This is a genomic window from Cognatishimia activa, from assembly GCF_001458335.1.
In the GTDB taxonomy this organism is placed as follows: domain Bacteria; phylum Pseudomonadota; class Alphaproteobacteria; order Rhodobacterales; family Rhodobacteraceae; genus Cognatishimia; species Cognatishimia activa.
Map to the genome: position 1 here is coordinate 246,492 of NZ_CYTO01000024.1, position 24,728 is coordinate 271,219.

A 24,728-nucleotide genomic window follows, 5' to 3' on the forward strand; every position below is an offset into this window, starting at 1 on the left:
CCGCCAAACAAATCCCGCGTAAATACCTTGTCGGCGACATCCGTGATCTCATCCGTCAACCGATTGGCGACAATCAGATCCGAGTTGTCTTTGAAATATTGCAGATCTCGCACCACGCGCGAGCGGAAGAAGTCTTCCTGATCCAACACCGGCTCATAGACGATGACTTCAACGCCTTTTGCCTTCAGGCGCTTCATAATGCCTTGAATAGACGATTGCCGGAAGTTGTCAGACCCTGCTTTCATGACCAAACGATAGATCCCAACGGTGCGCGCGCCGGTCATCAAGATCTGATCACTCAGGAAATCTTTTCGGGTGCGGTTTGCATCCACAATTGCGCGGATCAGGTTCTGGGGCACATGGCTGTAATTTGCCAAAAGCTGTTTGGTGTCTTTCGGCAGGCAGTATCCGCCATAGCCAAAGGACGGGTTATTATAGTGTGTCCCGATCCGCGGGTCCAAGCTGACGCCTTCGATGATCTGGCGGCTATCCATGCCACCGGCCATTGCATAGCTGTCCAGTTCATTAAAAAACGCAACCCGCATCGCCAGGTAAGTGTTTGCAAAAAGCTTGATCGCCTCCGCCTCATCAGGATCGGTGAACAGGACATCGACGTCCGTCTTCTCCGCCGCGTTTAGCAACATTTCGGCAAATTGTTTTGCGCGATCACTGCGGTCGCCCACTATTATTCTCGAAGGGTGCAGGTTGTCGTAGAGCGCCTTACCCTCTCGCAAAAATTCTGGCGAAAATATGATGCGATCCGTCTCAAAACGATCGCGTAAATCCTGAACAAATCCAACCGGAATGGTTGATTTGATGATCACACATGCTTCACGGTTAATGTCTAGAACTTGCCCGACGACGGTTTCAACGGTCGTCGTATCAAAATAGTTAAATTTCGGATCGTAATTCGTCGGAGTGGCGACAACAACAAAATCCGCGGCCTCGCACCCGGCTTGTAAGTCGGTACTTGCAGTAAGGTTGAGCGTTTTGTTGGCAAAAAATTCCTGGAGATCCTCATCCACGATCGGGCAATTTCGAGCGTTCACCGCTGCGACGCGTTCTTCCGAAACGTCTATCGCTGTCACGTGATGGCGCTGCGCCAACAAGGCAGCGTTGGACAAACCCACATAACCCAGACCAACAACCGTAACTTTCATACCCGCTCCCAAAACCTACCTGTGACCTTTGTTTTGGTTATGTATACCTCAAATGACCTTAGTCGCCCGAGCTATTTCTTCGATCACCTTATCCTGATCGCCCTCAGAAAGCCCAAAATATAGCGGAATTGAAATCGCGCGCGCGTAATAGCTTTCAGAGTTCGGAAAATCCCCTTCCTCAAATCCACGTGCTTTCCAATAGGGCTGAGTGTGCACCGGAATGTAATGCACGTTCACGCCGATCCCGTTCTCACGTAGCTGCGCAAAAACCTGAGCGCGGTTCTCAACCTGAATTGGATAAAGGTGGAAGGCGGAATAATTGTCAGGATTCTGCACGGGGCAGATCACAGGCAAATCCGTTAGCAGTTCATCATACCGTTTCGCCAACAAATTGCGCCGCGCTACAAAAGCGTCCAATCGCTCAAACTGCGTCACCCCAAGCGCCGCCTGCATCTCGGTCATGCGGTAGTTGTAGCCCAGCTCGACCATCTGATAATACCAGCCCCCTTCAGAGGCCTGATCCATCAGCTTGGGGTCACGCGTCACCCCATGGGAACGGTGCAGCTGCATACGTTCTGCCAGTTTCGGATCATTGGTCGTCGCCAATCCACCCTCGGCCGTCGTGATGATCTTCACTGGGTGGAAGCTGAACACGCAGATATCACTGTAGGCGCAGTTGCCCACCGGCTGATCCAAATAGCGCGCGCCAATGGCGTGGCTCGCGTCTTCGATCACCCGAACGCCATATTTCTGAGCCAGCTCCGCAATCGCACGCATGTCACAGCTTTGGCCCGCAAAATGCACCGGGATCAACACCTTTGGCAACCGGCCGATCTGATCCGCCGCCTCCAGCTTCTCCGCCAAAGCAGTCACCGACATGCAATAGGTCGCCGGGTCAATATCGACAAAGTCGACATCCGCCCCACAAAAGAGGCCCACATTGGCCGAAGCGACAAATGTATTGGGTACGGTCCACAGGATATCCCCCGGCCCCAAATCCAGAGCCATGCAGGCAATATGCAAAGCGGAAGTCGCCGAATTTACCGCCACTGCAAATTTCGCATCACAATGCGCTATGGCTGCCGCTTCAAACCGCGGCACCGCGGGGCCTTGGGTTAGGAAATCAGACTGCAGAACTTCCAGAACCGCCTGAATATCCTGATCAGAAATGTCCTGACGACCGTAAGGGATCATCAGAACTTCCCGATTTTCGCAGCGTTCGCTTTGATCCAAGCCTGCAGCTCGTCCGGCTTCATCCATTCCTTGTTATTATCAGAGGAATAGTTGAACCCATCCGGCACGCGTTTGCCCTCTTTGATCCGGACTGGATCGCTTGACCAATTATGGATCGCCGGGATGATCTTGTAGTAATCGTCATACTCATAGGTATGCGCCGCATCCTCTTCGCCGATCATCTGCTCGTGCAGCTTTTCGCCCGGACGAATGCCGATCACTTTTTGCGTCGCATCCGGACGTACCGCGGTCGCGATATCGCCGATCACCATGGATGGGATCTTTTTCACATAAATCTCGCCGCCAACCATGTCGTCAAACGCCTGCCAGACCAGATCAACACCCTGCTCTAGCGTAATCATGAACCGGGTCATGCGTTGGTCGGTAATGGGCAGCTCTGCCCCCTCAGGGAGGGACATGAAGAACGGAATGACGGAGCCACGAGAGCCCATAACGTTGCCATAGCGAACAACTGCAAAGCGGCAGTCCTTTGACCCCGCATAAGAGTTGCCAGACACAAACATCTTATCAGACGCAAGTTTTGTCGCGCCATAAAGGTTCACCGGGCTTGACGCCTTGTCAGTGGACAAAGCAACACAGCGTTTCACGCCTTTGTCGATGCAGGCGTCAATCACGTTCATGGCGCCGTTGATGTTGGTCTTCACACATTCAAACGGGTTGTATTCCGCCGTCGGCACGATCTTGGTGGCCGCCGCGTGCACCACGTAATCCACACCATCCATCGCGCGATACAGACGTTCACGATCCCGAACGTCGCCAATGAAAAAACGCACCGCAGGGTGGTCGCCATAAACCTTCGCCATCTCCCACTGTTTCATCTCATCGCGGGAATAGATGATGATCCGGCGCGGTTTATACTTCTCCAAAGTCATTGGAATAAAGCGGGAGCCAAAAGAGCCGGTCCCGCCGGTGATCAGAATAGTGGAGTCTTGAAGCACGGAACCCTCAAATCATGTGCGCCCAATGGGCTTGTTTCGATGTTGTAAATACGCGGGCGCGCTGGCGAAGTCTAGAACGCCCAAGCGCAGTTCTTACGAGTTCCTAACGGTTTCTGCCTTTCCTATGGCTGCGCCGCGACTTTATGCCTATATGACGGTGCAAGTAAGCCAGCCGACCAAGGACAACACATGTCAGGCAAATTGATGCAAAGAATTAAGGAATGGGAGCGCAAAAGTCGTGCACGCTATTCCCATGACATTGTTGATCCGGAAGAGCGCAAGAAATCCCTGCACTATAATGATTGGGTCGACCACGGCATTCTGCGGTATCGCTGGCATAATTTCGCCGAGATCGCACCGGGAATCTATCGCTCAAACCACCCAAATCACGCGCGGTTTGAAACCTATCGCGACCTTGGCGTGAAAACCGTGCTGAACCTGCGCGGCAAAACGCACCATGCGCATTACTATTTCGAGGAAGAAAGCTGCGCTGAGCTCGGAATGGAACTCATTGATATCCCCCTGCGCGCGCGCGCCGCGCCCCAGAAAGATCTGCTTCTGCAGACGCTGGATGTGCTGGAAAAGCTAGATCAACCGACGCTGATGCACTGCAAATCCGGCGCCGATCGCACGGGCTTGGTGTCGGCCATGTATCTGTTGCATATCTTGAACAAACCGGTGTCTGAGGCACGCAAAATGCTCTCTGTCAGGTTCTTGCATTTGAATTTTACTAAGACCGGGATTTTGGACTACGTCATTGATCTCTATGCACGTCGGGTTGCACAAGGGCCAATTTCTTTCAAAGAATGGATCGAAACCGAATATGATGCGGAAGCGACCAAAGCAGAGTTCAAAAAGCTCGGCTTCTGGCAACGGATCAAACTCTAAGGGCGCTATGACAGAGGCAATTGCGATCATCCCGGCCAGAGGCGGCTCAAAACGCATCCCCCGCAAGAATATTCGGGATTTTGCTGGCAAACCTGCCATCGCATGGCCAATCGAAGCCGCACGTTCATCTGGGCTGTTTTCCAGCGTCGTCGTCTCAACCGATGATCAAGAGATTGCCGATTGCGCAACAGGGTTTGGCGCGAATGTCCCCTATATGCGCGATGCGTCTCTGGCCGATGACTATACCGGAACCACCGACGTCATCAGGGATGCGGTGCAGCGCCTGAAACTTGCCCCTGACACTCCGGTCTGCTGCATTTACGCGACCGCTCTGTTTGTAGTGCCCAAAGACCTCGCCAAAGGCGACGACCTGCTTCAGAACGGCGCCACTTGGGCCATGTCTGTCTGCGAATACCCGACTCCAATCGACCGCGCCTACCGCCGCGACGGAGATCAGCTGGTGCCACGCGACCCAAGCAAAATGCCCATGCGGTCCCAAGATTTGGAACCTGCCTATTACGACGTGGGTCAGTTTTACTGGGCGAAAGCCAAAACCTGGCTTGATCCCGAGGCCCGCGTTTGGGACGGCGCTCGCGGCGTCGAGATCCCTGCCCTACGCGCCGTTGACATTGATACGGAATCTGATTGGCAACGCGCTGAATTCTTAATGTCCCACCTTCAGGACCAAAGCTGATGCGCATCGCGATCCGCGCGGACTCTGGTACGCAAATCGGCGGGGGCCACGTGATGCGCTGCCTTTCTCTGGCCATCGCGGCCCGTGATGCCGGGCATGACGTACGGTTTATCTGCGCAAAGGTCGCTGGTCATTTGGGCGCACGCATCGAAGCGGCGGACATCTCTGTCAGCTGGCTCGCGACAGCGGGCAACACTGGCGCGGATTGTGACATCGAGAACTGGCGCCCGATGCCCGTACCCGACGACAATGAAGCGACGGCAACAGCTCTCGGCGATTTTCAACCAGATTGGATGATTTTAGATCATTACGGGTTGGGCGGTGACTGGGTCAAAGCTCTTCGGCGCAAATTCCCTGATATCCGCGTGCTCGCCCTAGACGATCTGGACCGCGAACCCCTCTTTGCCGATCTGCTTCTAAACCCTGCGGCCGTGCCGGGCAGCTCGATCGAGCAACCGCATCTGGGAATGCTCAAAGGCCCGCGCTATGCCATGCTGCGCCCAGAGTTCGTTGAAGCCCGCAAAGCGGCTCTAAAACGCCGTACAGGCGCTGTGCGCAAGGTTTTGGTGCTGCCAGGCATGGCCGACCACAAGAATTTAGCCCCCATCGCGCTCGAATCCCTGCGCGCCTTCCCCGAACTGGAATGCGAAGTGATCATGGGTAGCAACAGCCCGTCTCGCGCGCGGGTCGAAGACCTGATTGCTGACCAACCCAATTGGAGCCTGACCCTAGACGCCTCCGATATGGCGCAACGGATGACGGACGCCGACCTGTGCATTGGCGCCGGCGGCGGTTCCGCATGGGAGAGATGCAGCCTTGGACTTCCGTCAGTGAATGTCGCGTTAGCCGACAATCAAATGCCGGGCATCAAAGCCATGGCAGAGGCCGGTGCAGCGGTTGGGTTGGATACCGACGCCCTAAATGACCCTCAAGAGATCGTAGAGGCGCTGCGCACAGTCATTTCAGACTACGAAGACATCTCCTCAAACGCCGCAAGTCTATGCGACGGGCACGGCGCAGCGCGGGTTGTTGGTGCCATGTCTGGCAAACTGCGCACAGTGATGCTTGACGACGCGAAACTGATCTTTGAGTGGCGCAACCAAGAACATATCCGCGCAGCAAGCTTGAATTCCGATCCACTGGTTTGGGACGACCATGTGGCCTATCTGGAACGCGTCTTAGCTGATCCTTCCAGCCACTTCTGGTCCATCTATCAGGAAGAGGACCTAGACCTCGGCCTCGTAAACGCCAAACGACACGACGATGGCAGCTGGATCTGGGGCTTTTACATCGGCGCAAGCGATGCACCGAAAGGCGCTGGACGCCGGATGTTGATACTGGCCTTGCGACATCTCATGCAAAAGCAAGGCTTCACAGGGGTCCGCGCGACGGCGCTGGCGAACAACCCGCAATCCGTCTCGCTGCACGAGACCCTTGGATTCCGCCGGGAATTGAATAAATCTCCCTCCGAGATCGAGTATTTTCTCGATCTTAAAACTTTGAATGCAAGACTGGGACTGGGACTGGGCGCATGACTTCAACCGCTAACTACGCAATCAATGGCCGCCCAATTGGGCCCGACCATTCGCCCTACATAATCGCCGAACTCTCTGGCAACCATAATGGCGACCTCAACCGCGCTCTTGCATTGGTCGATGCGGCAGCAGATTCAGGTGCAGATGCGGTTAAGCTACAGACCTATACAGCGGACACGATCACCATTGACGTCGACCGCCCAGAATTTCGCATCAATGGCGGCACTTGGGATGGCCGTCACCTGCATGAACTCTACCAAGAGGCCTCCACCCCTTGGGACTGGCACGAAGCGCTGTTTAAGCGCGCAGAAGAGCGTGGTTTGCATTGCTTCTCCTCGCCTTTTGACCCGACCGCCGTAGACTTCTTGGAAACCCTGCACGCCCCGGCCTATAAAATCGCGTCTTTCGAGCTGGTCGATACCCCTCTCATCCGCCGCGTGGCCGCCCTGAATAAGCCCATGATCATGTCCACCGGCATCGCCAACTTGGCCGAAATCGAAGACGCCTGCGCCGCAGCGCGTGGCACGGCAGCGGGGTTTGCGCTTCTCCACTGCATTTCTGCCTACCCCGCCAAGCCAGAAGACATGCGTCTCGGCACGATTCAGATGCTCGCACAGACCTTCGGTGTGCCCATTGGCCTGTCTGATCACACGCTTGGATCCGCCGTCGCCGTCGCCTCGATCGCCCGCGGCGCTTGTATCATCGAAAAACACATTACGCTTGCCCGCGCCGATGGCGGCCCAGACGCAGGGTTCTCCCTTGAGCCAGATGAATTCAAACAGCTGGTTGAAGACTGCCGCATGGCCCACGCCGCATTGGGCCCAGCCCAAACCAACCGCGAAGGCGTCGGCGGCTCTAATGCGCAATTCCGTCGATCCCTTTATGTGGTGGCGGATGTGAAAGCGGGCGAGATCCTTACCGAAGAAAAGGTCCGCTCGATCCGCCCCGGCAATGGCCTTGCGCCCAAGCATCTAGACGACATCCTCGGCAAACCCGCCGCCCGCGATCTCGAACGCGGCGAGCCCTTTGATTGGGGAATGATTACCCAATGAGCAAGCCAAAGCGCCCTACCCTTCTGGCCTATCTGAATGGTATGCCAGACGTCGAAAGCACCTACCCCGTGCTCGCCCGCCTGCACCAGCGCGGCAAAGTGGATGTGCGCGCCATTGTCTATTCCAAACTACTGCGCAAAGAACCACGCCTGCCAGCGGCCTTCCAGCGCTTTGGTTTTGTGCCGGACGCAGGCTCTAAGCTTTCAATGAAGTTGCTCTACCAACGAGCCATTCGCAAAGCCGATGCGGTTTTGACAATCGCTGACCCGTATCACGACACAACCACGCGGAAACAGCGCGGCACCTACATGCGCAAGATCGGAAAACAGAGCCTATTCCTGCAACATGGCGCCTATCAGCTTGGTGTAAATGGCGCTCTGGTCGAAGGCGAAATGGACTATTACAGCAAGAAGCTGTTGTTCTGGGAGCCCCTTGGTGAAAACCGCGCCCTGTTTGCGCCGGGTGTAACCGATCGTGTGTCCGTCGTTGGCTTCACAAAACAGAATGTGCTCGCTCCGCGTGACTGGGGTGAGGAAGTGACAGCTTGGAAAAACCGCTACCCACGCCGCCTGCTGATCTGCCAGTCCTTCCGCTGGGGGAAAGGGCGCTATGATGCCGACGATATTTCGCATTTCTATGGGCTGATCGAAGAAATCATCGAACGAAACCCCGATCTGGGTATCATCGTTCGTTCACACCGAGGCAAGGTTCGCCGGAACCACCGGTCCCATGATCAAAAGCTCACCGCGAAATACGACAACGTCTTGCTGTCGCACTACTACTCCGGCCCGCTTGCAAAGGCGACCATCCAAGACACGCTGGACCTGTGCCACGCCATGGTCTCACCCACCTCGACAACCGTTTTGGATTGCATCTACGCTGGCAAACCCGCAGCCGTCTTTGCAGAGAACCTAGAGGTCTTCGCCGAACTTCCGCAGATCGATGGCTCCGATGCCCTGCAGGCCTTTCTCAGCCAAATCGAAACGCCTGGCCCAGAGCAAGCACAGGTGCAAGACCGTTTTGGCAAGTTAGATGAAAACCTAGATCGCGCGGCTCAGGAAATTGAGGCGGCGCTGTCAGCCTAGCACCGCCCAATTTGGATCAAGTTCAGCTGTAATAGTCTCTATACCAAGCGACAAACCTGGCGACGCCCTCACGCACATCCGTCTGGGGTTGGTAACCAGTCAGAGCTTTCAACAAACTCGCATCCGCCCATGTTGCGGGCACGTCACCTGCTTGCATCGGCATCATGTTGCGTTCGGCTTTCATCCCCAAAGCGTCTTCAATGGCCTCAATGAAAGCCATCAGCTGCACGGTATCGTTATTGCCGATATTTAGGACCCGATGCGGAGCCACAGGGGACAGACTGTCACCTTCTAGCCCCCTGCCCTGCCCAGATCGTTCTCCCGGCTGCTCTGGCGCGGCATCCAGCAACAGGCGGATCGCCTCGACGAGATCTTCCACATAGGTGAAGTCCCGCTTCATCTCGCCGTTGTTGTAAACATCAATGGGTTTGCCTTCCAGGATCGCCTTGGTGAACTTGAACAAGGCCATGTCCGGGCGACCCCATGGCCCATAGACGGTAAAGAACCGGAACATCGTGATCGGCAGATCAAACAGATGGGCATAGGAATGCGCCATGTTCTCTGTCGACTTTTTGGTGGCCGCATAGAAGGACATCTGGTGCTCTGCCCGCTGCACTTCCTGATAGGGCATTTCGGTATTCGCGCCATAGGCTGACGAGGTCGAGGCGAGCAGCATATGTTTCGGCGGATACGCCCGTGCGGCCTCTAAGATCTCAAACGTGCCAATGATATTGCTTTCCAGGTAAGAGCGCGGGTTTTCAATCGAATAACGCACGCCAGCCTGCGCGGCGAGGTGCACCACATAGTCCGGTTTGTGCTCTTCAAACAGCGCACGAACCAGCCCGGGGGTTTCGACTTTCCCAATGACTGCAGAGAAATTTGCATGTTCCAACTGCTTGTGGCGCGCCTCTTTTAGAGACACGTCATAATAGTCATTCATCGAATCCAGCCCAACCACGCGATAGCCGTGATCCAACAGGATTTTACTGAGGTGAAATCCGATGAATCCAGCCGAGCCTGTCACCAATACCGTTTGCATCTTAACTCCAAACATGCAGCAACTCATTTAAGCCACTGTTATTATTATGTTTTTCCAACACCTTATCCGCGGATAAGGTCCCTACCCTAGCCCATCTACCAAAGACGCAATCGCTGCCTCAAGCCGTGCGCGGTCGATCGATGTGAAATCGCGGTCTACCTTGATCTCAAGCCGCCCGTCGCCAGCGGTGCATTTGACCTGACCGACACTGCTTCGGATATGGAAGGTTGTCTTCGCCTTGCCACCTTTCGCTGCAGGCTTGGCCTTCGGTGCGGGCACCTTATCCGCGGGTAAGGTTTCTAGATCCTCGATGCCCGCATAGCGGCGTAGCACGTCCAGCTCGTCTTTGATGCTACGATTGTCCCACGCGTTCAGCTCTTGTTTGATCCGACCTGCGAGGTCCGGCCGATCCCGAAGCTCCCGAGCCAAGGTCACACCAAGAGCGCGCGGGATCTCTGTCGGATAATTCAGCGCCTCCCCTACCCTCTCGAGCAACAACGCGAAGCTACGAATGTAGCTGCGCTTGGAATACGGGGCGGATTGGAACAGCGCTGCCACTGCCGCGCTAAGATCATTGGCTTCGGTCGCCGGATCCGCAGCGTAGTTCTTGGCGGCATGGGCCATCTCGGCAAAAGAAAGGTCTTTGCGGATGACGTTCTCATCCACCATGCGACGGTAAAGACCTGCAATGTCTTCTTCCCCGGGAAGCACCAAAGCAGGGATCGAATCCCAGGCCCCTGCCCCGTCTTTAGACTCTGATATTTTGTCTCTAAGCGCCTTATAGGCACTTAAACGACGATATCCCTGAACCAACTCGTAACCCGCACCATCTGGACGTGGGAACACGCGGATTGGGTTGGAGAGACCGAGATCTTGGATCGAGGTCATCAGGCTTTCCAGCTCCAGATCTTCCCCGGGGATACGGTCGCGCACCAGCATGTAAGTGTGCACATCATCCAAAGGAATGGATTGCACCACATGGCCCGCCTCGCGTAATTCCACAAACTCATGGGCCAATGCGTCATTCTCTTCGCGGATGGCCTCAGCGGCGCTTTTGCGCGCGGTCAAAGCCTCTGCGTTCTCAGCAATGGCGCTGGCCATGGGGCCACGGCTTGGCTTTTCCTTGGCGGGTGTCGCAGCAACCGGCGCATCGTCCACCGGCATACTGATATCAAAGACGCGGCGTTTTCTGCTCATGCCTGCTCTCCTTCCTTAGCGACCTTATCCGCGGATAAGGTTTCCTCACTCATGCCCTCCCAGTGCGGCAGCATCGTTTCTTTGAACTCATCATAGGCCTTGTCGAAACTGATGCGCGCGCGGCGCCAGGTTTCGCGGGTCATGTCGCGGTAATCCATCTCGTAGATCGAGCTGAGGAACCGGCCTGATTGTTCAACGGCGCGGGTCATCTCGACTGGGTGCTTGGTCAGCTTGTCGCCAAAAACGTTACCAAAGGCTTCGAACATCGCACGGTGCAGATCGTTGCCGGGCTCATAGCGCGTCAGCAGGAATTTCACGTCATGGAACACCTTCGGCAGCTGCGCCTTATCCGCGGATAAGGTGCCCTCAAATCCATAGGCCAGATCCTCTAGTGCTTCTGACAGCTGGCCAATGAAGGACGTGGTGCTGTCATATTCCCAGTAGCCGGGGCCGGATGGAATGTAGAGCATGTCGGCTGCGAAGACGGCGTTCATAGATTGGTAGCCAATTGCCGGCGGGCAGTCGAAAAAGATCAGGTCCCACTGGTCATCAGGCAGCTGGTCAAGGAAGCGCGACATAGCGGCGAAGAAGGACCATTCGGGATTGAGATGGCGATACTGTGCGGAGGCGAACTCAACAAAGGCCGCGTTGGCGCAGGACGGGATGACATCAATGGTCGGCCAATTGGTGGGCTGGATGAAGTCCGCCACGCGCAGGTCTTGCAATCCAAGACCGGTGATGCTGGACGGGATCGAGCGCTGGGGCAGGGCAGTCCCGCTTGCAGCGCCACGCGGCGCGTTGTTCTGCGCCTCGGTTTCATGCACCAGATCGCGGGCCATAATGCCCCAGACGGTGTGCTCTTCACTCACATCCGTCAGCCCCATGGAGTGGGAGAGGGTGGCCTGCGGATCGAAGTCGACGCAAAGCACACGGTAGCCATCCAGCGCGGCTGCATGGGCGAAGTGGAGCGCGACAGTGGACTTGCCAGCACCGCCTTTGAAGTTGGCAATCGCTGTCCGGAAGGCGCGGCCCTTTGGGCGCTCAGGCAGCAGTGATTTGCCACGGGGCTTTAGGCGGCGACGCAACACGTTGATCTCATCGAGCGAGAACCAGCGCTGCCGCCCGTCTGGTTCCACCTTACCCGCGGGTAAGGTCGGGTCCGCCGCCAGCTTGCCGCGGAAAGTGGACTGGTTCATGCCCAGCATCAGCTCTGCCACCTCCCAGCTAGAGAAGCGACGGAGGGTCTTTTCATTCTCAGGAGAGAAAGTCTGCTGGCGGATCCAGCCCTGCATCTTCAGGGATTTGGTCTGCAGCTCGCGAAGATCGGAGTGTGTTAACATGCCTGGCCTCAAACTCGTTTGGACGTAGATTGATGTGTTTTCGTGATTTACGGCTAATTTGCCAAAAACAACGCAATTGATAAAGTAAAAACATCCAGAGGTTTTATCGGTAGGGTAGGGGGCTGAAATCACAATGGAATATAGGCCAACTCGACACACCCGATTCGGAACCACCTTGCCAAAAACAGGCTCAGACCTACTCCATTTGAGGGGACATGATATTCGCCCCACAGCATCTTGGGGGGACATCAAGGCCGGATAAGGTGACACTCTACATGTCCCCCTATACCAATATCATACCTATTTCTTTCGAAATTAGGGTTTGAAGATTGGGATGAGAATTCGAATCCTTGACAGATCAGTGCTTTCCAACGCTAATGGCCGCAAGCTAGGGAAAAGCGTTTGAAACGATGGCATGAGCAGTGACCATCGGATATATTTCCTAACAAACAAACACGAATCGACGTGGGATCAATACTCCACGCATGAGCAGGCACATTCATGAGCCACACAAACACCATAGGCTCGGTGTATGAGTAGGGGGCTACTTGACACCGTAACGGTCACGGGACCTGGCGCAGCGTCGGCAAAGTACGACGTATTGTCAGCGCTTTTGGTTTTGGCCACGCAAGGGGAGGGCGTTGAAGCCCGGCTTGCGTTGCGGCTCTCTTTGCTGATCACGGCCCGATACAATTGGCGGCGCGGACATTTCGCAGTGGGGCAAAAAGAACTCGCGCGTATGTGGGGCGTGACGGAGCGCACGGTAAAACGCGAAATGGCAGAACTGCGGGGCAGGGGATGGATCACGGTCGATATCCCAGCCGCGCGGGGCAGGGTGGCGAGCTATAAGATCGACTTTAACACCGTTCTGCGCTCCACAGCGCCGTTCTGGGACGCTGTGGGCCCTGATTTCGCCGCAAGGGTCGCAGGCGCGCCTGAGCCTGCTGAGGAAGTGCCGAGTAACGTTGTGCCGCTTCCCAGTCGTTCTGTTTCCCTTTCCAACCAGGACATACCTGAATGGCTCGCCATTGCGGCGCGTTTAAAAGAACAGGATCCCAAGATCTATAACGCTTGGTTTGCTCAATTAGATGTCTTTGATTGCCAAGGTGATGTCTTACGGTTGGTTGCGCCGTCTCGTTTTGTCTCTGACTATGTTCGCACGCATTTTTTGTCCCGATTGATGACCGCCGCGCTCGCCGAAGGGCACAAATTCGAAAAGATCGAAATTCAACCGTAGTTCTGGATCTTCGCTGGCCCCGGCGAAAACAATTCGATAAGGAATGATCATCGAATACGAGATACCTATTATTTCCATTTAGGTGTCATTCACTAGATAATCCGATTCAAGGTTAATTTGAGGGCAAATCCGTGACTGAGCGTAGAATTGGGATTGTCGGCGCCGGTTTTTCTGGAGCGGTGATAGCGCGGGAATTGGCGGAGGCTGGGTTTTCTGTCCTAGTCGTTGATGAGCGTTCTCATATTGCCGGAAACTGCCACACAGAACGCGATGCTGAGTCCGGTGTCATGGTTCATAAGTATGGACCACATATTTTTCATACCGGCGATAAGCGGGTTTGGGATTACATCAACCGCTTTGGCGAGATGCTGCCTTACGTGAATCGCGTCAAAGCGACCGTGCAAGGTCAAGTATATTCCCTGCCCATCAATCTGCACACAATCAATCAGTTCTTCGGAAAAACAATGTCGCCATCGGAGGCAAAGGCCTTCATTCAGGAGCAAGCCCGAACAGATATTGAAGACCCACAAAGCTTTGAAGAGCAGGGCATGAAGTTTGTTGGGGAGCGTTTATACAAAGCCTTCTTTGATGGTTACACGCGAAAACAGTGGGGGGTCGAGCCGAACACCCTGCCGGCTTCAATTCTGAAGCGCTTGCCCTTGCGTTTCAACTACGACGACAACTATTTCAATCACCCCTTTCAAGGGATGCCCAAGGACGGTTACAGCAAGATCGTTGAGAACATTCTGGATCACGAAAAGATCGAATTGCGTTTGGACTGTCGTTTTGAAGATCTAGACGAAGAATTCGCCCATCTGTTCTATTCTGGACCGTTAGATCGGTACTTTAATTACGACATGGGTCGTTTGAGCTATCGGACATTGGATTTTGAACCGATCCGGGCCGAGGGTGACTTTCAAGGGACTGCGGTGATGAATTATCCCGACCCAGACGTGCCTTTTACACGCATTTCAGAACATAAGCATTTTGCCCCTTGGGAGGCGGAAGGCTTTGAGAAAACCATTGCGTTCAAGGAATATAGCCGAGCGTGCGAGGAAGGAGATATCCCTTACTATCCTATTCGTCGCTTGGACGACAAAGAGTTGTTGGAAGCCTACGAAGACCGCGCATCGAAAGAGCAAAATGTCACATTTGTCGGGCGACTTGGAACTTATCAGTATCTTGATATGGACGTGACGATTGGACGAGCATTGGATGTGGCGGACGATTATATTGCTCAAGGTTAAGCTGATAAATCTGACTTAAGTTGCCTTCAACCAGTGCGGTATGGGCATCTTAGCGAATGAAGTTTTCGGCTTGCAGACCGGTCAACCATTCTCGCGCGTCAAAATTCTTGCAGTTTTCCTTGGCGTCGGCTTGTAAAGCGGGCAGGGCATCTTTGGCTGCTATAAGACTATCGATACGGTGGCCACTGGCAATTTTGTCTAGGTCATCGAAGAGTGGCTCAATGCCCGACAATTCGGTTAGACGTCGGTGAATCGGGGTGAAGGCTGTCAGGAGCCGAGCCCTATTTTCGGTGCCGATTAAATCGACTTCAGAATTCTTTGGCAGAGAAAGTCGATCTTTGGACGTTTCCAGATAGCTAAGGACTTGCCAGCGCATTGGTTTCTGGGTGGACATCGCCAGTCGGGCGACATCAAACAGAGAGTAGGGGATGCTTTGGTTGATATCCGCAATTGAATGAAGACCATTGGGTAGATTCAGCCCAGACTCCCTGCGAAATTGCTCTATGGCCCCCCCTTGGTCGGAAGTGTTTCTGTAATTTTCAAGAATGAGTTTGGCGTCAGGGAAATGGTCTACCCAGGGCTGCAACGCGCGCGGATAGTCCAAGTGGACCGAGCCAATATACTCTTGAATGCCACTCTCCTGGAGACGCGAGATTGGTGCGCCGAACCTGAGTTTTTGACATTGCCAAGAGCTGATCGCTTCGTCCGGGCGACGGATGGTGCAGAGCAAGGTTGTTTTGTCTGAGCCAAACTGATCAACAAACGTTTTCGGGCCGTCAGGCAGCATAAAAGAACAGCGGGCCAGGTCCTCGGAGCAAAACACAATTGCTTCGCTGCGTAATTGTTGCGCGAGCTCTTTGATGAGTGTCAGGGCCATTTGGCTATGCAACATTGGACGGTGGACGTCTGGGAATTTAAACTCTGGCAGGCGATCTGAGATGATCCGATAGGCCAGAGCGTTATGCCCCATATATTCATTGAGGCGAGCGGGCTGATGTAGAGGGCGTTGACCTGCGGCTTCGGCCAAAAGCCTTGAGATCCCTTGTGGCTCAACGGGGGGATACAAGATGCCTGACTTCAATAACGCCAACTGGTTCTGCAGCAGATAACTTTGAAGGCTGCTAGAGCCGGTTTTATGTAATCCGAGGCAGAAAACCTTTTTCATGCGATTTTTCTCATTCGGCTTGGCCGCTTCGCGGATCTGATACATTCAAACGATCGAGCCAAAATGCTCTTTGAGTTAGCTCTTGATACCCACGGCGCCACTCCTTTGTGAGGCGCTGGTGTTCACGCCAAAATCGAAGCGCGGCCTTGAACGTTACCAGACTTTCTTTCCATGCGCGTGCTTTGTTGTGACGAACAGTGTAGTATCGTTTGCCATCAACACTTTTATACGTGATCTGCGACGCTCCCCAGATGCGATCGAGCAAACCGCGTTGCGTTGCGGGAAGGGTAATACGGTTCCCAAAACGGGCGAACCCTGGAAACAGGTGACCGTTTGCGGTTTGCTCCAAAAGAAAGCGCCAGGTTGCGTTTCTTGCAGGCAGTTTTTCCCGATCAGACGGATGATCTGATTGGGCCTCGCTAAAATCGCGCCAACGCTCTTGATTGAAAAGCGCATTGATGTCTGACCGCCGCTTGGACATATCCGCATTTTCGCGAAAAAAATCCGGGCCCGCCAAAACGTCCTGCAGAGCTAAGTTTGATGCGGCGAGCGTTTCATAATGAAATGAAAGCAAAGCTCGGATGTAGAAACGCCAGATGATTTGTAGAATACCGGCGCGGCCTATATCCCGATCCGGTAGACAGAGGTGATGGGCCAAGTGGCTTCTCAAATCGAGGTACACGGTTTGGGGCGTTTCTTTGACGGTGAAATCTTCGTCCTGATACGAAATGACACCGTTTAAAGTTACCGTGTTGAAGTCATGTGCGAGAGAGAAGCTGACATCATCACCACGAACAAAAAATGGAAAAGGTAAGTGTTTTACCCCTGAGACAGGGAAAGCAAAGTACCACCAGCCCCCGTAGAAATTGTCTGGCCTGATACCCGCGCTCTCATGTTCCATTTTCGTGACTTGCGCTTCATCTCGCAGGTCAATTCCACCATGTTGAGTTTGACATAGCTGATGAAAAACGGCGCCATTCTCCCATAGTCTCCAACGTTCTTGAGAATGCGCTAAGGCGCCGGCGACGGCGGTTTTTTCATCTTTGGAATAAGCAAGAAAGTTCCACGTGCGTTCAATGGCGTTTGTATGAACCGATGCATCGTCATCCATGAAGAGACAATGGGTAAAGCCCCGATTTTGCGCTTCCAATAAGCCGCGCGCGAAGCCACCGGATCCCCCGAGGTTCTCATTTTCAATTGCTGTCACATGTTTTTCAGTGATGATCTTTGCGGATTGCCCGTTGTCCACGACCGCAAGGTGAAGGAAATCGCGGCAAGGAGATTGGCTTATGAAACTCCGGAGCCGTTGGACTGTCTTTCGAACAGTTTCCTCACGCCGAAATGTCGTGATCGACAATAACAAACTTGGAATTCGTCTGGGTGCGTCCGTCGTTTGCCAATCAATCCCGAAAATCTTGCCCGCTTCCAGGGCACGCAACACGACAAAACAGATACCCTGCGTGGTTTCGGAGGTGATGGGCACCGCGTGTTGAAAAGGCTGCGTGTCGGTCAGTTCAATGACTTCAGTGTGTAGACATTCTGTGGACCGCCCCGCACGCGCTAAGTGAATAGAGAACTCAAATCGCCCCTGACCACGTACTGCGACAGACAGGTCATTTAGATCACAATGTCGGTGCCATCTTTCAACATTAAACAGGTTTGAATAGGTGCCAAAATCTGCCGAACCTCCGGCGCGAAATTCTAATGTTTGGCCATCAGGCGCGACGTCTGCGTCGCCGGAAAGTCTAACATAAATTTCGGGGGTGCTCCCTAGATCAACTTCGGGGAGTTGCAAGCTTTGGACAACATGGATCCCTGTCGGATGAGCAATCATTGCTTTTTCTGGTTTTGAGCCGAGATTGTTCCGTTTGCGATCAATTGCTGAAGGACTGGTACAACAAATCTCTCCATAAGTGCAGAGCTGTCTTGTGGTATTTCCATCTGAGCAAGAGGAGCATCAGGGCTGGGTAACGGCGCAAAGAACAGATCGTCACGATCAAAATACCGCCTTGCAACCATTTGGTTCCCTGGTGCGTATTCCGCCAGTATTTCTTTGCGTTGAGCGGGCGGCATCAGTCTTTCGCTTTGGTTTTTGGTGTTGCCTAAAACGCGGCGATCAACTTGTTCAAGCGTCATCCTAAGCAAATTGCGTTCTGGAACGGCAACTTTGTCCAGAGGCAGGTGTCTTATGAATTCGACCATTTCTGCGGACATCGAAGAGTTCATATGAGGCGGTTCACCAAAGTTCTTGATACTATCCAAGCCGATTTTTGCCGCAAATGCAGCAATGGCGCCATCCGCCATCTGCTCTTTTTCAAACAGCAACGGCTGAATGTTTTCTTTGCCAAAGCCACGCTCTAGCATCCTCAAGTAAGCGTCGTAGTGAATCCAATGAAATTGCTCTTTCTGACTCAAGAATTCATCAAAGGTGCAATGGCTAAGTTTTGGGTTCCACTGCCATTTGATGTTTTGAAAGAACCAGCTTTCAAGCCAAAGATCCTGACGGCGTAACGAAAAGATAATCTTCACATCAAAGAACTCTCGAAGCGCGGTTAGCTTCTTAAGGTCTTCTCGCATACAAATATCTTCGTCACTCAGGACAATTGTATGAATTTCTTTCTTTAGTTTTTTTGACCAGTCGTTCGCACGATTGGTTAGCGTTTTTGCTGCTTCGCGCGGAGATTTCTCTCCGCTCATCAATTCGTTGATAAATTTAATATGGCGCGGCACGCGAAAGGGATAGAAAATACCTGCTTCCAGAAGACGATCAAAATTCCGGTGCATAAATTGTTGGGTCGATGTCGTAGCGGTGCGGTGGCTGCCGATATGTAAATAAAGGGTTCTGGGCATTTGGGCGATGTCGTTTCCGAAAAATGGATTGATCGATTGCAGACAATTGTCTTTTGGGTGTTTTACAGTGTTTTGGTTCTATCGCAACTTGTGAAAACGGTTTAGCCGGTTCGGATTTAGCATTCTTCCTGCTTTGATTGAAGGACAGGCACCAAGTGAATATTGGGTTATCTACAAAGACTTGTCACCTTGCTCTAAATACGACAATAGTCCAGGTGATATTTTCAACGATTGGCCCATGAATGGGCATGAACAATGCTAAACAAATTTTCGAGCAACTCTGAGAAACGCGTAAACGACGCCTTGGCGATGTTGCGAGAGCGTACGCAAGAAGGTGACCTATCGGATCACGTTAAAATTGCGAAAGATATTTATCTGAATGCTGACCCTAACCTCGGTCTCGGCGGACGTTTTCAATCCACTATTGGTGACATCGTAACCATTGACGCGCAAACGCCATCTAACGGTTATTGGATCGGACTTCACATCAAATTGTCGTCACGCGACTTTGGTGATGCTGGAGTGATCGGGTTTGCCAGCCGTGGCCACGCGCCCGAGTATACCATTGTAAATCCGTGCATTCGATCTGGCACCACGGATGGCTTCGTTGATTGCTTTTTTGACAAGCACATGCTGTTGCATGCCGACAGTGCACGGTATGTCGATGCTGTTTCAATAGAGGACCGCGATGAGCTTCCGGCAAAAGCCCCTTGGCGCGAACTTATTCTGTTTTTGCCGACCAAAGACTTTCAACTGACGCTGACAGATCTTCGCGTATTCGTGGTGTAAGTACCAATGAAACTAGCGCTTGCTATTCCCACCCATAATGATCACGCGGGCCTTGAGCGTTTGTTACGACAAGCGGCCGACATGGAAATTTTTGAACAAGTCGTCGTGGTCGACGATGGTTCAACCCCACCAGTCGAGATCGATGCCACGAATCTCCCTTTCCAAGTCAAGCTTGTGCGCCATGACGAGGCTCAAGGCCCCGGAGCGGCTCGAATTCGAGCAATGTCCGAGGTGGATACGAGCCATTTGTTGTTTTTTGACAGCGACGATCTGCTTGGCTCTGATCTTGTGTCCCTTTGGCAGATGCTCCAAGATAGGGAATTCGATTTTTGCCTATTTCGTCACGACGATAGCCGCAATGGTGGTTTCGGTGGCCAGATGCCCGAGGATGAGGCGCTTTGGCAGCGGGCCGGTTGCGACACGACGGAACCTGAATTGGTGGCGTCCTCGGCGGTTCCCTTTTTGGCTCGGACGGCCAATTATCCATGGAATAAAATCTATCGACTAGACTTTTTTCGAGAGCATAAGCTGAGCTTCTCTGACATTCTGATGCATGAGGACATGGAGCTGCATTGGAAAGGTTTTCTGAATGCTGACCGCATTCTGGCATCAACTCTAGTCGGCGCTCAACATTTTGTTGTAGAGGATGGCACAAGGCTTACAAACCGGCGCAACATCGCGCGATTGCGTGCATTTGGGCCGATGCAGCAGATCTATCAGGATCTTCGCGACGCGATCGGTCCGAGAGATGCGTTGACTATAGCTTATCTGCGTTTTCTGGACGGTCTTTGGCACTGGATTGACGGCGTTACTGATACCGCACACAAAGAGCTTTTACAGGCACACAAACGACTCTTCCTTCGCGCGTGTTTGGACGACGAACAGCAAAATGCACTGCTTGATTGCGATCCCGTTCTGGCTGAGAGCTTGAAAGCTCACCAATTGACTGCGCCGCATCTGCAAGTGAACCGTGCGCCAATAAAAGTTCATCTTAGTGGGCACCACGCAAAGCGCACCCCGCTTAGCTATGCAGCATTGGCTCCATTGTTTGAGAACCAGATTGTGCAGGTGTCTGATCCTGTCGCTGCAGATGTTATTGCATTTGCCCACAACATGGATTTGCAAGATGCAAACCTAGACGTTGTTAGCGCTTGGCGCGACCTCCAGCGACCGGTCATCCTTCTGTCTGAAGAGCCTTTTTGGGATACGATTTGGGGCGCGCGCCCTTTAGACCCTGTCATCGTCACTGATACGAGTTTTGGTGCTCTGCCTGTGCGCCAAATTTCTCATCAGACCTCAGATCTCTTTCGCTTTGACAAAATCCCATATTACTTGCTCACCAACCATAGGTTTGCACGGGCCTACCAGCGTCACTTTCAGCGAAACGCAACACGCAGCGCTTTAGAGTGGCAGGAAGATTTTGCGAAGCGGCCCGCGTCGATTTCTTACATGTTTGAACGTCGGCCTGAGCCGTATCACTGGGTTACGTGGCCTGAAGGTGATTTGATCGGACTTTGTTCATGGCGCACGGAACTTGCCGAAGCCTGCCGGTTCAAAGGCGTGGAACGACTGGGTCGTAGCTGGGATGGCCGTGAGTCTCGGCTCACACTTGGATATGATTGGCATATGGATAAGCTTACGCAGCTTGACGGTCATGCGCGGATGATCGGTGCCGTGGAAAACACACACCAGCCACAGTATATCACTGAGAAGTTTTTTGACGCCTTCGCTTGCGGTGCGATGCCGGTCTACTACGCTTCACCACAGCATAGAATTCACGACTTTGGCTTGCCGCAAGAGAGCTGGGTGAACCTCTATGGCTTGACGCCTGAAGAGGGGGCAGAAAAGATCGCTCAACATGAATGGAATGCGACGTTCTTTGAAGCTTTCCGTGAGGCACAAAACCAACTGTACCGTCTATTTGGAACTATGGATCATTGGCGCGCAGAACGCGCGCGATGGGCCAAGAAGCTTCCAGAGGTCTTAGAGCGAGAAATAGCGAATCCAGACCGGGTGAAACGCCCGGCCTGAATTCGTTTGCTTAGTCCCGAGAGTAGACATCTTGGTAGCGGATAATGTCATCCTCGCCTAGATAGCTGCCTGTTTGTACTTCGATGAGAACCATCGGTACTTTACCAGGGTTTTCTAGGCGGTGGACGGCCCCGAGCGGGATGTATACCGACTGGTTTTCGCTGATCAGAGAGACATTGTCGTCCACGGTGACACGCGCAGTGCCCTCGACAACAATCCAATGCTCAGAGCGATGGTGATGGCTTTGCAATGAGAGTGCCGCGCCGGGATGCACATGGATGCGTTTTACCTGGAAGCGTGTCCCAAAGACTAAGCTTTCAAACCAACCCCATGGGCGATGATCTTTGGGAAAAGAGGTTGCCTGCGGTGACTTCTTTTTCTTGAGGGCTTTAACCGCTTTTTTTACATCTTGAGCGCGGCTTGTATCGGCGACAAGCACGGCATCGGGCATGGCGACTGTGATAATGTTTTTGAGGCCAATACCGACCACTTCGATGCGTTTGTCTTCTGAGCGCAGAAGCGTGTCTTCACAGTCGATCGCGGTTGCGTGCTCAGAGGTCACGACACCAAGGTCATTTGGCCCAGACTGGCGCCAAACCGCGTCCCACCCACCAAGATCTGTCCACTCGCCCCCAAATGGTACAACGGTCAGATTGTCTGCCTTTTCCATTACGGCGTAGTCGATCGATATATCTTCACATTTGGCCCAGTGGTTTGGGTCGATGCGTAAAAAGCCAAGGTCGCATTTTGCGGTATCAATCGCTTTGTCAACGGGATCAAGCAGGTCTTTTGCGTGACTTTTGAACGCTTCAATCAGGGTTTTCACCGAGAACAGAAAGATTCCTGCATTCCAGAGAAAACGGCCAGACGCTAGCATTTCTGCAGCTGATTTGGCGTCTGGTTTTTCAATGAATTGCTTTAGCGCCACGGGCGCTTCGTCTGTCGCCTCGCTGAGTTCTAGATATCCATATCCAGTTTCCGGCCGATCGGGTTTGATTCCGAAAGTGACGAGCTGACCTGCCTTGGCTGCTGCCACACCTGCATTCACCGCCGCCTCAAACGCTTCAGCATCTGGCACGACATGGTCAGATGGTGCTACAAGCATCAGTCCATCCGGGTCTTCTTTAGCGATCCAAAGCGCGGCCGCCAAGATTGCCGGTGCCGTATTTCGGCCTTCGGGCTCGATTAAGACAGCCCCTGGGTCAATACCAACCTCGGACAATTGTTCTGTAACGATAAAGCGGAAATCTGAGTTTGTTAAAATGACAGGTGCAGCATAATTTGCACCAGAAAGGCGCTGCGCGGAGCCCTGAAAAAGGGATAAATCTCCGAGAAGTTTAGAAAATTGCTTCGGATAGCTTTTTCGAGACAAGGGCCAAAGGCGAGTGCCTGACCCACCGCATAGAAGTACGGGCGTGATCATTGTTTTTCCAAATCTAAAATCATTAAACACAGCCGACTCAAATCACGAGGATTTTTGGAACGCAATATCAGCTGCTGAGAATTCGGCTTCAAATCGCTCATTATTTGCAGAGTGGGTTTTGATTGTGCAACGTTTCGGAAACACAACCCGTGGCTGTGAAGGCAAATAGTGTTTTAATTTACATAAAGGCCAAGCAGCGTGGGCTGATCTTGAGCACCCAAGAGGTTAGCGGCGCGCGGAAAATAGGACTCGCCACCCACGATGTGTTGAGCGCCCGCCAAAGTCGCAAAGTCAAACATGATCTTTCCAACACGCTGCATCGCTTGTGACGGGTTGCTTCGGACGAATTTTTGAAAGGCTTCGTCTGGCAAATTGTCCGCTCCGGCTACTCTTCCGTCGCTTAGTTCAGCTAATGTTTTGGCTGTCTCTGCATTGTCGCTCAGGCAAATGATCTCTTCAGCAAGTAGTTCCGCTTTTTTAGTGAGTGCCGACTGCGCGATTTTTTCTAGGAATTCGATGTATTTTGCGCTTTCGCCGCTCACGCGCCCGTCTAAATATTCTCCATTCCCATGTCTTGCGTGGAGCGCGATGTAAGGTCTGGAGCTAAGGTTCAATGTTTCGCGGACCTGTCTCAAATAGTGTTCTTGGAATTTGAGTGGGGCAGTGATTGGACCAAACCATTCGAGCCATGACATGTCAGGTTGCACACTGTCGACGTAAACAAGATTGAAGTCTTTCAGGTATTCTGGGGTGACTTTGTCTCGATCTCGCTTGTACTCGAGCTTTTCTGCCGTTTTCAGGAAAGGGAATTCATTCGGCGCACGTTTTGGGAATGCTTCGCGCCCAATCAGTAGAACTTTTTCGTTTGCCTGCTCTGCAGATCGCATCGCGGATTTCACTGCCTTATAAGAGATCTCGGATCTGTGGCCTGACACGATTTCTGGCGTGAAGAACGTGTCTATGAATCCCTGTTCCCCCCCATGGAGGCTGTAAATCTGGCCTTCAAAGGTCGAAAAAAATGGCACGGACAAAGCCCGTGCCATTGCGTTGTAATGAGACATCGCAAAAAGCGTGTGTCCAAAGCCGACTCCGCGTGCGGGTCGATAGACAATGGCTTTCAACGACATCTTTGGCGGATCCGAGTTCAGAAAACCGCTTACGCGGCTTTCTGATTATGGCGGCGTGCGATTTCGCCTGAAATCCAGCCAAAGGTTTTTTCCATACCTGTTTTCAACGGCTGTTCTGGCGCCCAATTCAGGCGTTCAGCAATCAGGCGGTTGTCAGAGTTACGACCGCGGACCCCTTCGGGACCAGGAATATTGTTGATGGTGATGTCTTTGCCAGAAATCGCGATCACCATCTTTGCTAGGTCGTTAATGGAGATCATTTCTTCAGAACCAATGTTCACCGGACCTTCGAATTCAGACCGCAGCAGGCGAGTGGTGCCTTCGACGCATTCATCAACATAGAGGAAAGATCGCGTTTGAAGGCCGTCACCCCAAACCTCGATATTGGAACCATCTTCGGCCAGCGCAACTTTGCGGCAAAGCGCAGCAGGGGCTTTTTCCTTGCCGCCTTCCCACGTGCCTTCTGGGCCAAAAATGTTGTGGTAGCGGGCAACGCGGCATTCCATGCCGTGGTTGCGGTTATAGGCCAGATACAGACGTTCTGAGAACAGTTTCTCCCAACCGTATTCGCTGTCAGGGTTCGCCGGGTAGGCGCTGTCTTCTGCGCAGTTCGGATTATCTGGGTCCAGCTGGTTATGCTCTGGATACATGCAGGCAGAAGAGCTGTAGAACACACG

At 53.1% G+C, this 24,728-nt stretch carries 21 protein-coding genes; 9 read left to right on the forward strand and 12 right to left on the reverse strand.

All coding sequences use genetic code 11. The annotated features are described in order from the left end of the window. The 3 genes from TA5113_RS12370 to pseB all read right to left on the reverse strand — a co-directional run. On the reverse strand, window positions 1-1,160 hold a 1,160-nt coding region (locus TA5113_RS12370), incomplete at its 3' end, for a nucleotide sugar dehydrogenase (protein WP_106686084.1). Between the two features lie 48 nt (window positions 1,161-1,208). Continuing rightward, the gene (pseC, locus tag TA5113_RS12375) at window positions 1,209-2,354 is read right to left on the reverse strand and encodes a UDP-4-amino-4,6-dideoxy-N-acetyl-beta-L-altrosamine transaminase (RefSeq protein ID WP_058314803.1); all 1,146 of its coding nucleotides are present in this window, start codon (window positions 2,352-2,354) and stop codon (window positions 1,209-1,211) included. After that, window positions 2,354-3,352 carry a UDP-N-acetylglucosamine 4,6-dehydratase (inverting) gene (pseB, locus tag TA5113_RS12380; RefSeq protein ID WP_058314782.1) on the reverse strand — a complete coding sequence of 333 codons (999 nt, stop codon included), beginning with the start codon at window positions 3,350-3,352 and terminating at the stop codon, window positions 2,354-2,356. The genes pseC and pseB overlap by 1 nt, the downstream gene beginning before the upstream one ends. Window positions 3,353-3,541: 189 nt before the next feature. Between pseB and TA5113_RS12385 the strand changes: the two genes are divergently transcribed. The 5 genes from TA5113_RS12385 to TA5113_RS12405 are packed head-to-tail and all read left to right on the forward strand — an operon-like array spanning window position 3,542 to window position 8,606. After that, window positions 3,542-4,240, forward strand: coding sequence for a phosphatase domain-containing putative toxin (locus TA5113_RS12385; protein ID WP_245627146.1), 699 nt, complete (start codon window positions 3,542-3,544; stop codon window positions 4,238-4,240). A 7-nt stretch (window positions 4,241-4,247) separates the two neighbouring features. After that, entirely contained in the window at window positions 4,248-4,934 is a 687-nt protein-coding gene (gene pseF, locus TA5113_RS12390; RefSeq protein ID WP_058314783.1) for a pseudaminic acid cytidylyltransferase, read from the forward strand. Continuing rightward, window positions 4,934-6,469 carry a UDP-2,4-diacetamido-2,4,6-trideoxy-beta-L-altropyranose hydrolase gene (pseG, locus tag TA5113_RS12395; protein WP_058314784.1) on the forward strand — a complete coding sequence of 512 codons (1,536 nt, stop codon included), beginning with the start codon at window positions 4,934-4,936 and terminating at the stop codon, window positions 6,467-6,469. Before pseF ends, pseG begins: the two co-directional genes overlap by 1 nt. Next, entirely contained in the window at window positions 6,466-7,521 is a 1,056-nt protein-coding gene (gene pseI / locus TA5113_RS12400; protein WP_058314785.1) for a pseudaminic acid synthase, read from the forward strand. The genes pseG and pseI overlap by 4 nt, the downstream gene beginning before the upstream one ends. Continuing rightward, complete coding sequence (locus tag TA5113_RS12405) at window positions 7,518-8,606, forward strand: hypothetical protein (protein ID WP_058314786.1); 1,089 nt, start codon at window positions 7,518-7,520, stop codon at window positions 8,604-8,606. The genes pseI and TA5113_RS12405 overlap by 4 nt, the downstream gene beginning before the upstream one ends. Window positions 8,607-8,628: 22 nt before the next feature. Here the strand turns inward: TA5113_RS12405 and TA5113_RS12410 are convergent, their stop codons facing one another. The 3 genes from TA5113_RS12410 to TA5113_RS12420 form a co-directional block, all read right to left on the reverse strand. Continuing rightward, window positions 8,629-9,645 (reverse strand): NAD-dependent epimerase/dehydratase family protein, encoded by a 1,017-nt coding sequence (locus TA5113_RS12410; RefSeq protein WP_058314787.1) that lies wholly within the window; start codon window positions 9,643-9,645, stop codon window positions 8,629-8,631. 81 nt (window positions 9,646-9,726) lie between these two features. Next, window positions 9,727-10,842, reverse strand: coding sequence for a ParB/RepB/Spo0J family partition protein (locus tag TA5113_RS12415; protein WP_058314788.1), 1,116 nt, complete (start codon window positions 10,840-10,842; stop codon window positions 9,727-9,729). Further along, complete coding sequence (locus TA5113_RS12420) at window positions 10,839-12,182, reverse strand: AAA family ATPase (protein WP_058314789.1); 1,344 nt, start codon at window positions 12,180-12,182, stop codon at window positions 10,839-10,841. The genes TA5113_RS12415 and TA5113_RS12420 overlap by 4 nt, the downstream gene beginning before the upstream one ends. A 532-nt stretch (window positions 12,183-12,714) precedes the next feature. Between TA5113_RS12420 and TA5113_RS12425 the strand changes: the two genes are divergently transcribed. Further along, window positions 12,715-13,419, forward strand: a complete 705-nt coding sequence (locus tag TA5113_RS12425) for a DnaA N-terminal domain-containing protein (protein ID WP_058314790.1) — start codon at window positions 12,715-12,717, stop codon at window positions 13,417-13,419. A 131-nt stretch (window positions 13,420-13,550) separates the two neighbouring features. After that, a complete protein-coding gene (gene glf / locus TA5113_RS12430; RefSeq protein ID WP_058314791.1) occupies window positions 13,551-14,666 on the forward strand; it encodes a UDP-galactopyranose mutase in 1,116 nt (371 codons plus the stop codon). 49 nt (window positions 14,667-14,715) lie between these two features. On the opposite strand, the gene TA5113_RS12435 is transcribed toward glf, so the two are convergent. From TA5113_RS12435 to TA5113_RS12445, 3 genes are read right to left on the reverse strand one after another with little or no spacing between them, the layout of a single operon-like run. Further along, window positions 14,716-15,876 (reverse strand): sulfotransferase family protein, encoded by a 1,161-nt coding sequence (locus TA5113_RS12435; protein ID WP_058314792.1) that lies wholly within the window; start codon window positions 15,874-15,876, stop codon window positions 14,716-14,718. Next, window positions 15,842-17,665, reverse strand: coding sequence for a glycosyltransferase (locus TA5113_RS12440; protein ID WP_058314793.1), 1,824 nt, complete (start codon window positions 17,663-17,665; stop codon window positions 15,842-15,844). The genes TA5113_RS12435 and TA5113_RS12440 overlap by 35 nt, the downstream gene beginning before the upstream one ends. Continuing rightward, window positions 17,662-18,681, reverse strand: a complete 1,020-nt coding sequence (locus TA5113_RS12445; RefSeq protein ID WP_058314794.1) for a hypothetical protein — start codon at window positions 18,679-18,681, stop codon at window positions 17,662-17,664. Before TA5113_RS12445 ends, TA5113_RS12440 begins: the two co-directional genes overlap by 4 nt. A 255-nt stretch (window positions 18,682-18,936) precedes the next feature. On the opposite strand from TA5113_RS12445, the gene TA5113_RS12450 reads away from it, so the two are divergent. Further along, window positions 18,937-19,470, forward strand: coding sequence for a hypothetical protein (locus TA5113_RS12450; RefSeq protein WP_058314795.1), 534 nt, complete (start codon window positions 18,937-18,939; stop codon window positions 19,468-19,470). A 6-nt stretch (window positions 19,471-19,476) separates the two neighbouring features. Next, the gene (locus TA5113_RS12455) at window positions 19,477-21,501 is read left to right on the forward strand and encodes a glycosyltransferase family 2 protein (RefSeq protein ID WP_082638121.1); all 2,025 of its coding nucleotides are present in this window, start codon (window positions 19,477-19,479) and stop codon (window positions 21,499-21,501) included. A 10-nt stretch (window positions 21,502-21,511) separates the two neighbouring features. On the opposite strand, the gene TA5113_RS12460 is transcribed toward TA5113_RS12455, so the two are convergent. The 3 genes from TA5113_RS12460 to TA5113_RS12470 all read right to left on the reverse strand — a co-directional run. Next, window positions 21,512-22,924 carry a mannose-1-phosphate guanylyltransferase/mannose-6-phosphate isomerase gene (locus tag TA5113_RS12460; RefSeq protein WP_058314797.1) on the reverse strand — a complete coding sequence of 471 codons (1,413 nt, stop codon included), beginning with the start codon at window positions 22,922-22,924 and terminating at the stop codon, window positions 21,512-21,514. Window positions 22,925-23,097: 173 nt separating this feature from the next. Next, a complete protein-coding gene (locus TA5113_RS12465) occupies window positions 23,098-24,051 on the reverse strand; it encodes an O-fucosyltransferase family protein (protein ID WP_058314798.1) in 954 nt (317 codons plus the stop codon). A gap of 29 nt (window positions 24,052-24,080) precedes the next feature. Next, the coding region (locus TA5113_RS12470) for an NAD-dependent epimerase/dehydratase family protein (protein WP_058316739.1) at window positions 24,081-24,728 on the reverse strand (648 nt) is incomplete at its 5' end.